At 56.6% G+C, this 12,497-nt stretch carries 9 protein-coding genes and 1 pseudogene; 4 read left to right on the top strand and 6 right to left on the bottom strand.

All coding sequences use genetic code 11. The annotated features are described in order from the left end of the window. Together HDF16_RS25790 and HDF16_RS25785 are read right to left on the bottom strand one after the other, a co-directional pair. A partial coding sequence (locus HDF16_RS25790) for a permease prefix domain 1-containing protein (RefSeq protein ID WP_221313186.1) occupies positions 1-710 on the bottom strand: 710 nt, incomplete at its 3' end. Continuing rightward, entirely contained in the window at positions 707-1,069 is a 363-nt protein-coding gene (locus HDF16_RS25785) for a PadR family transcriptional regulator (RefSeq protein WP_184223070.1), read from the bottom strand. The genes HDF16_RS25785 and HDF16_RS25790, both read right to left, overlap by 4 nt. A 727-nt stretch (positions 1,070-1,796) precedes the next feature. Here HDF16_RS25785 and HDF16_RS25780 point away from each other — a divergent pair. Further along, positions 1,797-3,335, top strand: a pseudogene (locus tag HDF16_RS25780) (IS3 family transposase). Between the two features lie 465 nt (positions 3,336-3,800). Here HDF16_RS25780 and HDF16_RS25775 read toward each other — a convergent pair. The 4 genes from HDF16_RS25775 to HDF16_RS25760 form a co-directional block, all read right to left on the bottom strand. Beyond that, positions 3,801-4,775 (bottom strand): alcohol dehydrogenase catalytic domain-containing protein, encoded by a 975-nt coding sequence (locus HDF16_RS25775; RefSeq protein ID WP_184223068.1) that lies wholly within the window; start codon positions 4,773-4,775, stop codon positions 3,801-3,803. Continuing rightward, the gene (locus HDF16_RS25770; RefSeq protein ID WP_184223066.1) at positions 4,775-5,203 is read right to left on the bottom strand and encodes a hypothetical protein; all 429 of its coding nucleotides are present in this window, start codon (positions 5,201-5,203) and stop codon (positions 4,775-4,777) included. Before HDF16_RS25770 ends, HDF16_RS25775 begins: the two co-directional genes overlap by 1 nt. After that, positions 5,203-5,796, bottom strand: a complete 594-nt coding sequence (locus HDF16_RS25765; protein WP_184223064.1) for a DUF417 family protein — start codon at positions 5,794-5,796, stop codon at positions 5,203-5,205. Before HDF16_RS25765 ends, HDF16_RS25770 begins: the two co-directional genes overlap by 1 nt. A 202-nt stretch (positions 5,797-5,998) precedes the next feature. Continuing rightward, entirely contained in the window at positions 5,999-8,989 is a 2,991-nt protein-coding gene (locus HDF16_RS25760) for a sensor histidine kinase (RefSeq protein WP_184223062.1), read from the bottom strand. Between the two features lie 228 nt (positions 8,990-9,217). Between HDF16_RS25760 and HDF16_RS25755 the strand changes: the two genes are divergently transcribed. From HDF16_RS25755 to HDF16_RS25745, 3 genes are all read left to right on the top strand, one after another. Beyond that, positions 9,218-9,661, top strand: a complete 444-nt coding sequence (locus HDF16_RS25755; RefSeq protein WP_184223076.1) for a cupin domain-containing protein — start codon at positions 9,218-9,220, stop codon at positions 9,659-9,661. A gap of 414 nt (positions 9,662-10,075) precedes the next feature. After that, positions 10,076-10,708 carry a response regulator gene (locus tag HDF16_RS25750; protein ID WP_184223060.1) on the top strand — a complete coding sequence of 211 codons (633 nt, stop codon included), beginning with the start codon at positions 10,076-10,078 and terminating at the stop codon, positions 10,706-10,708. A gap of 134 nt (positions 10,709-10,842) precedes the next feature. After that, complete coding sequence (locus tag HDF16_RS25745) at positions 10,843-12,495, top strand: GMC family oxidoreductase (protein ID WP_184223058.1); 1,653 nt, start codon at positions 10,843-10,845, stop codon at positions 12,493-12,495. Positions 12,496-12,497: the final 2 nt, after the last annotated feature.

Genomic DNA, 12,497 nt, shown 5'->3' with positions numbered 1-12,497 from the left:
CCGCGCCCCGGTACGGCATCATCCGCAGGCAGGATCGACCGGCCCAACATGGGCTTGATCTCGAGAGCCTTGTAATAGTTGCCGGAGACAAGTTGTCCCCTTGTAGGCTGCGCCTGCCCATTTGCGGTCACGTTCAGCTGGGGGAGCGGCTTGGCGGCGAAGATCTCCAGTCCGGAGCGGTTGTTGTCCACCAGCTGCCGGTAGAACGGGTACGCCACCGAGTCCATATGATTGCGTCCATCGTCGTCGTGGAAATTGCTACCCCAGCTGCCATGGATGACTGTCGGGCTCTTTCCCACTGCGTAGAACATGTGAAGCTCGCGTGGCCGAGGGATCGCGAGACGCTCGTAAAGCATTTCGTTCGCGACAGAAAAGATCGCCGTGTTGGCACCGATTGCCAACGCCAGCGAACTGACGGCGATCGCAGTAAAGCTGGGCGATTTTCGCAGCAGTCGCACAGCGTAGCGCAAATCTGCGATCAGGTTGTCGGCCCAGCGAACACCAAGTGCCGCGCGCATGCCGTCCTTGTGAGGCTCACTCGCGCCAAACTCCAGTCGAGCCTGCCGCGCTGCCTCGCGCGGCGCCCTCCCGGCCGCGATCAGGTCTGCGGTGCGAGCATCCAGGTGAAAGCGAATCTCGTCTTCCATCTCTGCCTCCACCCGGCGACGGTTGAACAGCGATCGAAACAGTAGCTTCACTCGGTTTTTCATCCCGCCACCTCCGCCCCAACCTCAGGCGCAGTTGCCAGCATGATGATGGCGCCCATGATGCGGGACATCTGCCGCCACTGCTCGATCTCCTGATCAAGTTGCTTTTGGCCGATGGGTGTCAACGTATAGAACTTAGCGCGACGATTGTTCTCGGATGGTGCCCACTCCGTCGTCAGCGCCCCGGACGCCTCCAGCCGGTAGAGCGCCGGATAAAGCGATCCCTGCTGAATCACCAGCTGCTCGCCAGAGATCTGTACGATCCGTAGCAGCACTCCATAGCCATGCAGGGGTCCGAGCGATACCGCCTTCAGGATCAAAAGTTCAAGGGTACCCTGCAAAAGATCGACCTGTTTTGACACGCTCTTACTCCTAGAAAATCTAGGAGTAAGATTGGACAATTCTTCCTAGATTGTCAAGGAGAGTTCTTTCGCCGTCGAGGCTGTGGCATGTGGGACGCGGGCAGTTTCCGCGTTCCAAGCGCTTGCTCTTGAAATCCATGGTCTGCCCTGAGGTGCGGCCATGCTCGCCGGAACGGTCTACTTCGCCTTTCCCTTGTGAGCCGGGGCAAGCACATCGGGCACGATCGCGAGAACCGGGATGATGTTGCGCCAACACATCATGGAGCTTTATGGCTGAGGGAGCACCTGCTGTTGCGGCGGAGGTGTTCGAAATGCGCTGAGTCGCCTGTGTGCGGTTTGACGGCGCGTTTGCATTCCGGGCAGAGAAACCCCAGCTTGCCGTCGGGTATTGGTAGGCCTGTTGCTTCCACCAAGGCTTTCAAAGCCAGTGCCATATCAACACTGATTAGACATTCTTCGATCTTAGGCATGGGCTTAAAGTAGCACGGAGAAACTCGAAGGAGCTGGCGCGCCCTGTTTTTCGAATTGAGAGCGCCACCTTTCAAAACCTTGTCTACGGATTGATCCGATCATCTCTTGTCTAGAACCGGACGAAAGCGATATACTATAGATAACAAATGGTTTACGTCCGATAACGCATCTTATGTATACCAAAAGTGTAGCGGCTCGTTAGAAATGTCATGGTCGGGGGTGCGGACGAAAACTTGGACTGGCCTGGAGGTCGTCCATGTATTCGTATGAAGATCGCATTCGAGCGGTCGAGCTCTACGTCACGTTCGGAAAGCGGGCAGCTGCTACTGTTCTTCAGTTAGGTTACCCAACCACAAGAGCTCTCAAGCGCTGGCATGAGGAGTACCAGCAACGTCATGATCTGCCGGCTGGCTATGTGCGCTCCAAGCCGAAGTACTCGCCCGAACAGAAGGCCATGGCAGTTGCTCACTACTTGAACCACGGCCGCTGTCTTGCTTTAACGCGGAGGGCGCTGGGATATCAAGGAAAATGACAGCTACCGGCCTGGCTTGATGAGTTGTCCCCTGAGCCCAGGAGACGCGTCACCGGCAAGGCCGGGGGCGTTTCTCACCCTTCAGAGATAAAGCAGGCGGCGGTCATCGCACTCTGCACTCGAGGGGAGAGTGCGCAGCAAGTTGCTCAGAGGGTAGGCGTGAGCAGGCCAACGTTATACAACTGGAAAAACAAGATACTTGGTCGCGAGGTTCCTGCATCGATGAAGCGCCACGACGATTCACCACAAGTCCCTGAACAGAGAGAACTAGAGCGGCAGGTCGAATTGCTTAGACATGATATTCGGCAATTGCAGCTTGAACACGACATTTTGAAGAAGGCTAACGAACTGCTAAAAAAAGGTCTGGGCGTCGATCCGCAGCTCCTGAGCAATCAGGAGAAGACCCTGCTGGCTGATGCCCTGAGACAGACCTACGCGCTTTCAGAACTGTTTGCTCAATTAAGACTTGCCCGCAGCTCCTACTTTTATCACCGTGCGCGGCAGCGGGCTTCTGATAAATTTGCTGACCTGCGCTGTGTCCTCACGAGCCTCTTTGAACTCAATCATCGTTGCTACGGCTATCGCCGGATGCGAGCGGCTCTATCGCGGCAGCAAGTCTTCATTTCGGAGAAAGTCGTGCGGCGTTTAATGAAGGAAGAGCGCCTCGCCGTTTCCACTGCGCGTCGCCGCCGCTACGGCTCCTATCTGGGAGAGATCAGTCCTGCGCCAAAGAATCTTCTCAACCGCGACTTCCAGGCGACGGCCCCGAATGAGAAATGGCTTACCGATATCACTGAGTTCCATATCCCGGCCGGTAAGATTTATCTATCACCAATGATCGACTGCTTCGACGGTCTAGTCGTTAGCTGGACAATAGGCACACATCCCGAGGCTGAGCTTGTCAATGCGATGCTGGATGCAGCCATCGAGAAGGTGACCCACAGCAACGATCGGCCTGTTGTCCACTCTGATCGCGGTGCCCACTATCGCTGGCCGGGATGGCTCTCACGCATCAGCGATGCGAAGCTGACCCGGTCCATGTCGCGCAAAGGATGCTCGCCAGACAATGCGGCCTGTGAAGGCTTCTTCGGACGGCTGAAAACAGAGCTGTTCTATCCTCGTAACTGGCAGGCGACAACCATCGACCAGTTCATCGAGCTGGTTGACTCCTACATCCGCTGGTATAACGAAAAGCGGATCAAAATCTCGCTCGGTTCACTCAGTCCTATGGAATACCGCAAGAGCCTTGGGCTCGCAGCATAAAAAGAAGCCGGTCCAAGTTTTCGTCCGCACCCCCGTCTGGCCCGTAGAACGGTCAGGGGCCATGGATTGGTTGGGTATCGATGAGTGGACGAGATACAACGGATCGAAATGTTGAGCGACGTCCGGGCTGGACGGCGTACCGTGCCTGCGCAGAAGTTGCACGTGTTGTCAGCGAGCGCCAGACATACCGATTATTTGCCATGTATGAGATGGATGGCGGCGCCCTGATCCGCAAGGCGCGGGGCCGGACGTCGAGCCGAAACAGGATGTAGGGATACGCAAGTAGGCGGTCTGGCTAGGCATGACCAGGGTTCGCGGACTTCGGACGACGCTAGAGATGGAGCATCGCTGGACAATTAGCAGCTCCTTACAAATTGTCTCGTTGCGTGTAAACGCGGGATTGAGCTTACAGCCAATGACAGAGCTGACAGTAGCGAGAAAGGAGAGCGTGAGGTCGAGTCACTATCAGAACTCAACGACCACCTTACCTCTGCTACCGCGCGCGACCAGATCATAAGCTTCAGCAATCTGACTCACTCCAAATTGTTCTATGGCAAGCAAAGGCTTCAACTGGCCACGGTCCGCGAGAAGTGTTATTTGGCGAAGGATCTCCCCGTGATGTTCATGCCCTACCCCACTCAGCAAGGGAAGCAGGGTAAAGACACCGGAGTATGTGCCGGCGCGGAACGACAATGGTGCGAGAGCGTGCGGCCCCCATCCAAGACAGCTCACCACGCGGCCCGTGTAACGTTTGACGGCTTCAAACGAAGCGTCCAGGACCGGTCCACCTAACGTGTCGTAGATGATGTCGAAACCTTCGCCTCCCGTATGTTCAATTACATAGTCCGCTGTCGGGGTAGATTTATCGATGGCCGTGACGCCGAGTTCCTGGACGATCGACCGTTTGTCGGCGGAAATCGTCGTGTAGACCTGCGCTCCCCGTGCCAATGCAATCTGCACGGCTGCATATCCAACGCCGCCGCCCCCTGCATGCACCAGGACCTTCTCACCGGCCTGGACATTCGCACGATCAACCAATCCCTCCCATGCAGTGATCGTGGCTAACGGGAGGGCAGCCGATTGTCGCATAGTAAGCGCCGCTGGTTTGAGTGCCAGGAGTGCCGCATCCGCCAGGACAAACTCCGCGAGAGTCCCCTGTACCCCCCCGACTCCGCCAACCATTCCGAAAACTTCGTCCCCAATGTGGAATCCGCTTGTATCGGGTCCTATGGCAACCACAGTTCCAGCCATATCCAACCCAGGCACTGCCGGAAGCGGTTGCTTCGCATGTGCCGCCTGCCCTGCGCGGATCTTAGTGTCCAAAGGATTCACTCCACTCGCAGAGACCTTCACCACTACCTGGCCTGTGTTGGGTTGCGGTTCGGGAAGATCTACCGCGCGAAAAGGACCGCCTGCCGTGTCAACTCGATACGCTCTCATTATTTGCTTCCTTTGAAATTTCCAAGTCCAGTGTTAGCTGTGCACCAACGATAGGTTGTCTTTGGCTTAGCCCCCTCAGAGACTACGAAGTCGACATTCGAAAGTCGAATCAGCGAGAGCTTTTCAATATCTATCTGGCCCGCTGGGCTCGGTGTGCCGTCTCCGACAGCGGAACAAGAAGTGCTGATCTTAAAATGATTCCCCTTGTGGCCTAGCACGCGGGACATGCAACGGCTTGAGTGCGGCCCGGAAAACCCGATGCCGTCCCAGGATCGCATAGCTGCAAACGGCGATGCTGTGCAACTGATCGATGCATTCACGTAGGTTCCGTGCTTCAGATCGAGCCTGGCAATCTGCGCATGGATCAACCCGGGAACGTTTAGCCAGAGAGCGACGATAGCGATGCGAATCGTGATGGAATATTTCATCAAATCTCCCCTATTTGTTTCAGGTACTTCTTCGCGGAATCTGCCATCGTGACAACAGCAGCGCCGAGCATGATGGAATCCTTGATGATCAGCCGACCGACGCCGGAGAGGAAAGGAAATCCGTGGGTGTGGCTGCCCAGGGCAGGCACCCAGGCCTCGGGCGTGGTGACGAGAAAGGACAGAGTGGTGCAGGCCATCAAGACGAGCAAAGCGCTCCCGACAGCGGCGATTTGAGAGAACTTCCAGTGGCACGCGATAAGAAGACCGATCAGCACGATGACGCAGCCAAGAATGTTCGAGAAGGTATAGGTTCGGTTGCCGACCTGCCAGGCGTGGTGCTCTGCAACCACCTCACCTTCCTTGTTCATGTGTCCGTGATATTCCGGAGCGGGATGAGCATAGACAAAGCTCATGAGAGGGCTGTTTGCGATCAGGGGTACTATGCTGTCCGCTTCGTAGTCTGCGAACTTGAGTCCGCCGATCCAGATCAAGACGACGATGAGACCTAGTCGAAGCATCGACATGCCGATGCGATCCAGCGAAGCGGCTTTGCTAAACAGCCTAAGAAGCGTCGCTGATGGTGCTGATTTCATGGAAGGCCTCCGATGGATCACGTGGCGTCGCTGCTCTGCCGAAATAAACGCGGTGGAAGATACTTTCTCTGGGCTTACTCCACATCCACAAGGTAGACGATGGTGACCCATCTACACCCCATCGAATTCGACGGAAATTGAGCTGTATTTTTCTTTAGGTGGACAAGCTTTCCCCACCTGGCGGCTGCCGCATCTCCTCTTCTCACCCAATCGTTTTCGTCAGAGATATTTCGGTCCCGCTGCCCGGTAGGCTGCGCACGGAGAGGACTCCGCCCAGACCTGCTGCCCGCTCCTTCATGCCTTCGATTCCGTAGTGACCGGAGACTCTTCCAGAAGAGGCATCCGCATCAAACCCGATGCCGTTGTCCCTGACCCTCAACTTGAAGACCTTGCCGTAGACAAGCTGAACTTCGAGGAGGCTTCCTCCTGAATGAGCGACAGAGTTCCGGATCGCTTCGTATCCGATGCGAAAGATCTCTTCGGTCACGTCAGCGCCAAGCTCCATCGGCACGCCGCTCGTCTCGAAGCGCAGCGTCATCGCGCTGCCTTCACAGCACTCCTCCGCAGCACTACGAAACTTTTCGACCAGGTCCCCAGCACTCGATTCCGTACGAAGCGCAGTAAGCGCGGCGCGGCCTTCGATAACGGCTCGCGAGAGCCAGTCATGAATCCTGGCTACGATGTTGCGCAACTGGGCTGAATCGTTGCCCCCCAGGAGCGCTTCCTCGGCAACCAGCTTCGTTCCTTGAATGGTCTGAAGGAGCGTGTCATGTAAATCGCGAGCGACGCGGGTGCGTTCCTCAAGGCGGGTTTCGTACTGAATCTGCAGGTGCTTTCGCAACTGCCTCACTCGCAGCCAGTACAAACCATAGAGCAGCAGTCCCACGAGAAAAGCACACATGACCATGAACCAGCGAGTCTGGAACCATGCAGGTGCTACCGTGAACGTGATGCTCGAGCCCACTTCATTCCAAAGGCCGAAGTTATTGCAGGCGAGCACCGTGAAGCGGTAGGTACCCGGCTTCAGGTCGTTGTAGAAGGCTTCACGACGAGTTCCGACTGATTGCCAGTCTTTATCGTGGCCCTCCAGCTTGTAGCGAAACAGCACACGCTGAGGCAATGAGAGGCTCGTCGCCGTATAGTCGATCTGGAGTTGGCGCGTGAGCGGCGGCAGACGCGAAGATCTGCCCGCATCCATACTTGTGCCGTCCGCAAGCACTCTTTCGATATGAACCTGAGGCACGATCGTGTTGATAGCGAGGTTTGCCGGATCAACCATCTGCAGTTCCGCGCCCGTCGCGAACCAGACCTTTCCATCCAGGGTAACGTCGGCTGCATGAATGGTCGGGTAGTTTGCGAAGCGGGCTCCGTCAAGACCATCCAGCACACGTGGGGTGACAGACGTCCGCGTGCCGCTGCGCCACGCCTGCCACTCCTGGCCGGAGACTTCCATGGTGCCGCAGGCGGAAGTCATCCATAAGTTCCCGCTTAGGTCGAACGTGAAAGAGAAGATGCTCTCGCAAGGCAGCCCAGCGGTCTTCCCTAGATACGTGGTCTTTCCATCTTTGTAGACCATCAAGCCAAACGTTGATGAGCTCAGAATAGTGTCATCTCTTGCTGTGACCTGGCGAATGAAGCTATGAGGTTTGCCTGGTGGCTCAACCTCGATGAAATCAAGTGAAGTCCCACGGAGCCGGGCAAGCTTTCCACTCGCCAGACCGAACCATAGCGTGCCTTGATGATCCATGGTCATCGTATGAGCGGGCGGAAGTTCCGGCGACGTCACGACCCGCGTCGCGATACCTTTGCGGACCTTCCAAAGATCCGGGTTGAGACCCTGCAGCGCATAGATGTCTCCATCCCGGTCTTCCGCAAGTCCCTTTGTCTCCGTGTTAGGAGGGGCGTCTTTGGGGCGAGCGATGGTAAGCAGCTTTCCGCGATCGTAGCGATAAAGCTGATTCGCCGCGCTCATCCAGAAGGAGCCATCGGCGGCCTGAAACACCATTGGAACCTGGCCTTTTCCGCTGATCACTTTGTCCTGCTCGGCCGTTATGATCCCGTTGTTCTGCAGAATGCTCAGCCTGAAGCCATCGGCGACGAGTAAGCGTCCGCTTCTATCCGCCAGGACACTGTGTGAGATCTCAGAGGCCATGCCATCCGGTACGCCGAAGCTGGTCACAGGCAGGTCGCGAAACCGATCGATGCCTTCGGTTGTGATGACCCACAGGTCACCTTCCTGATCTTCGAACAGGTCCATCACGTATGGGCCCGAAAGGCCGTCGGTGAGTTCATAGCGGTCCACGACGCCCTTGTAGACCCGAATGATTCCCGCCTGTGTGCCAAGCCACAAAGCGCCATGTGCATCGGCATGGATGACGTTCGCCAGAATGTCTTTCTCGCTGTTGAGGCCTTCTATCGGTCCGTAAGGATGCGGCTGTCCGTCAATGATCTCCTGAAGCCCGACCTCGGGACCGGTCTTGGTCATGCCGACCAGCACATGACCATTGGGAGCGATTCCCATGGCACCGATGGCGGCATTATCAGCGTTATTCTTGAACGTTTCCGGCGCGTACACGGTTTGAGACTTGGGATTCCAGCGGGTGTAAGTCTGCGCACCACCCAACCAGACATTGCCTTCATGGTCACAGACGACCGTTGCGGCAAACGGCATCTGGACACCCTGTGCCGGCCCGAAACACTGAAGCGCATCACCCTCCACTTTGCAGAGTGCACCGCCGCCGGGGTCAAGCATGTTGGCCCGAGCGACCCAGATGGCTCCGGCGTCGTCCTGGGCGATACCTCTGATGCCAGCCCTGCTGCTGGTCAGATTGGTCAGCACGCCATCTTTCAGATGAGAGAGACCAAGCGAGGTGCCTATCCAAAGGCTTCCATCGCGGTCTGTAAGCAGCGAGAAGACGCTATTAGACGCCAGCTTGGTTCCTTGAGCGTCAGTGAACTTCACAAAGCGCACTCCATCGAAGCGGAGGAGTGAAGATGCGGAGCCGATCCAGAGATAACCATCCTTTGTCTGCGCAAAGGCTGTGGGCGGGCTGTCAAAGATTCCTTCGGATGTTCGCCATGCAGTGTGTGCGTACTGATGAATCCGCTTCGTTGGATCCACCGACCATGCGGGGAGAGTCAGTAGGGCGGAGAGACAAAGCATCAGCATCACTCGAAACCACGACTTCGCCATACACTGCTGCTCCTGTAGTACGACCGGCCAAGATTCGCCGAAAACTCTTGCGTACACCTGTTGTACATGGACGGGCGTCTTCCCTGCGCTGTAGAAATCTACAGCTGCCCTGCTGACACTTCCTAGGTTGTGACTTGCCTGAAAGGCCGCTAATGTCCAGGAGTGAATACGAAACTCGAAAACTCTTCAGAAACACTTCGTACCCGATACGTACTTGGCGGCACCGTCATGGAGCAACATTTTTCAGGCTCCGATACGGGCTCTCTTTTCTCCTTGTTTGAGAACTGTGCTCCTGTGTCTTCCCGTACGCCAATCCACGTTCATGCCTATGATGACGAGACGTTTTATATGCTCGAGGGCGAAATGACGGCTGTCGTCAACGGGAAGAGAGTCATCTTACGTGCTGGCGACTCAATCCTTCTGCCACGAAACGTCCCTCATCAGCTGCTCAATGAAAGCTCGGAGCCGGCTCGCTATCTGCTGCTCTGTACGCCGAGTGGTTTCGAGGGCTTCCTTGCTTCCGGAGGGTTACTTCTCTCTCCCGGTTCGGAACCTCAGCCGACTTCGGGTGAAGACATAGAGCGGATGCGAGCTGCCGCTCCCAGATTTGGCATCACGCTTTTACGGGAGTGGCCTGAGGTCTCCGCTGAAGTGGGAACCGGTCCGGAGTGATGTCCATGTGTCGCCACTCTTTCATTCGCACCCTGTGCATCCTCTCCGGCGTGCCCCTCGTTCTACTTCTCTACAAAAGGCACCTGGACCATATCTCTCGATCGATGAGCAAGGACCTCGACTGGCTTTTGAATCGACGCACGCTTGAAGCAAGACAACGTTGTGAGAAGCTTCTTTTGGGGATCGAGGGGTGCAGGGAGATCGCCGGCAAAGCGATTGCTACGCCCGCTCAGCCTGAACACCTTCAGCGCGCGTTGTATGAGATATCGGATGTTTTAGGGCGCGCACTGACATCTTGACCTGAGCTTTCTAACGTTCCCGATACCTTTACTGAGTAGTCAAGGGCCGGTCGAACAAGTAGCATTTGCGTATTGCACCTGCGTCATCGCTGAGTATCGATCGTGGAAGGGCCTTATGACACAACCATCGACACCAATTCGGATACTCAGTATCGAGGACCATCCGGTCTTCCGGGAGGGTCTGAGTGCGATCATCGGCTCCCAAACGGACATGACCCTGGTTGCCCAGGCCGCGGATGCCGGAACCGGCTTATCGGAGTTCAGGCAGAGACGACCGGATGTCACCCTTCTGGATTTGCGTCTGCCGGATTCGGACGGACTTACCCTTTTGGCGACCATGCGCGACATCAATCGGGACGCGCGGATTGTGGTGTTGACAACGTCAGAGAGCGATGCTGACATTCTTCGCGCTCTCAAGGCTGGTGCCGCAGCCTACATCCTCAAGAGCTCGCCACGGGATGAAATCCTGGGGACGATCCGCACGGTTCATAGCCGGGGTAAGAGTATTTCGCCCGCCATAGCTGCGCGTCTCGCCGATCAAGTGGGCGAGGAGCAACTGACGACGCGTGAGCTTGAAGTCCTCCGCCTCATTCGTGATGGTCATCGCAATAAACAGATTGCGGATGTGCTTTGTATCGCGGAGACGACGGTGAACTTCCATGTGAAGAATCTGGTGGATAAGCTCAGCGCCAACGATCGTACGCATGCAGTCACTCTCGCAGTGCGCCGCGGCCTGCTTTCGATGTGATGGGTTCGTTCGCCGAGAGCCCGGAACTGTTGAATTCTCCAGTAAAAAGTCTATTGGTTTAGGGTGCGCCTATTAAGGAAGCTCTCCGTAGTCTCACGGTATGGAACCGTTGAGGTTTCGGAGGGAGTCAGCACATGAGCACTTTTGAAGATCAGGGAAACTTATCGCAGCACTTTGCCGCGCGAGTCGCATCGACTCAACGCCGGCTCACTCAAGACCTCGCCAGCGAGTACGACTACATCATCTGTGGCGCGGGCACATCCGGCTCAGTCCTCGCCTATCGTCTCTGCGAAGATCCAAGTGTTCGCGTGCTTCTACTCGAGGCTGGCGGCTCCGACGAGTCGGAGACGATCGAAGACCCAAACCGCTGGGTCATGACGCTTGGCAGCGAATCGGATTGGGGCTTCTCCGCCGCTCCCAACCCGCGACTCAATGGGCGTTCTGTTTCGTACTCCATGGGGAAGATTCTTGGCGGCGGCTCAAGCATTAATGTCTCCACCTGGTCCCGAGGACATAAAGCTGACTGGGATTTCTTCGCACGCGAAACGGGAGACGCCGGTTGGGGTTACGACTCTGTGCTTTCCCTCTATCGGAATCGCATCGAAGACTGGACCGGAAACTCTGACGTGCTGCGAGGTCAGGGCGGGATGGTACACGTCCAGCCTGCGCCGGATCCACATCCCTTTGCCGACGCCTTACTCGCCGGTGCCGAATCCGGCGGACTCCCGCGCTTCCCTAATCAAAACGGAATGTTGATGGAGTCCGCCGAAGGCTGTTCATTCGTCGATGAAACCGTCATGGCTGGAAAACGCCGTTCGATCTTCCGTTCCTATGCTTATCGAGCGATGGCACAGGGCAATCTCACTGTTCTAACTCAGGCACTCGTCCGCAGGATTGTCTTCGAAGGCACAAAGGCGGTTGGTGTTGAAGCGGTCTGGAACGGTTCTACAAAGACGTTCCGTGCGTCGCACGAGGTCGTTCTCTCGCAAGGCGCCATACAGACGCCGAAGCTTCTCATGCAATCAGGCATCGGCGATCCTGCTCATCTGAAGCAGTTCGGGATTTCCGTTCTACAAGCGCTCCCTGCCGTTGGCGCAAATCTGCACGACCATATCTCTTTTGCCTGCATCTGGGAAGGCACTGGCGAGCCGCTGCCGATGACGCCACGTAGCCAGACAGTAGGATTCTGGAAGAGCGATCCTTCACTTACCGCCCCGAACTTTTACACCTACGCTATCGGAGTCCCCTTCCCAACACCCGAAAACGCAGCCTGGGCCGCTCCTCCTGCGCAGGGCTTTTCGATGATATGCGGCATGTCTCCCCAAAGCCGTGGCTCGATCCGTCTGACAGGCGCAGATGCAAATGCGCCGTTGACGATCGATGCAGGATATCTCAGCGATCCGCAGGACATGAAGGATCTGGTCGCAGGGATCACTCGCGCGCGGGAGATCGGCAACTCGACAGCCTTGCGACCATTCGCAAAGCGCGAGGTTCATCCCGGACCTGTTCAAGGTACGGAACTGGAAAACTTCTTGCGAAACGGCCTCGTCACGTTCTGGCACCAATCCGGTACCGCCAGGATGGGCAGCGACGAGAGCTCCGTGGTTGACAGCCAGCTAAAGGTTCATGGCATCGAGAACCTGCGCATCGTCGATGCGTCCGTGCTGCCCCGCGTCACGCGCGGTAACACGATGGCTCCATGTGTCGTCATCGGCGAGAAAGCTGCTGATTTTATCCATCAGAAGACGACGATTTCTGTTACGGAGTCGGTCCTTCAAACAGCGTAGCT

The organism is Granulicella aggregans (genome assembly GCF_014203275.1).
In the GTDB taxonomy this organism is placed as follows: domain Bacteria; phylum Acidobacteriota; class Terriglobia; order Terriglobales; family Acidobacteriaceae; genus Edaphobacter.
Note: the sequence above shows the minus strand (reverse complement) of the source record. Positions and strands in the feature narration are given on the sequence as shown.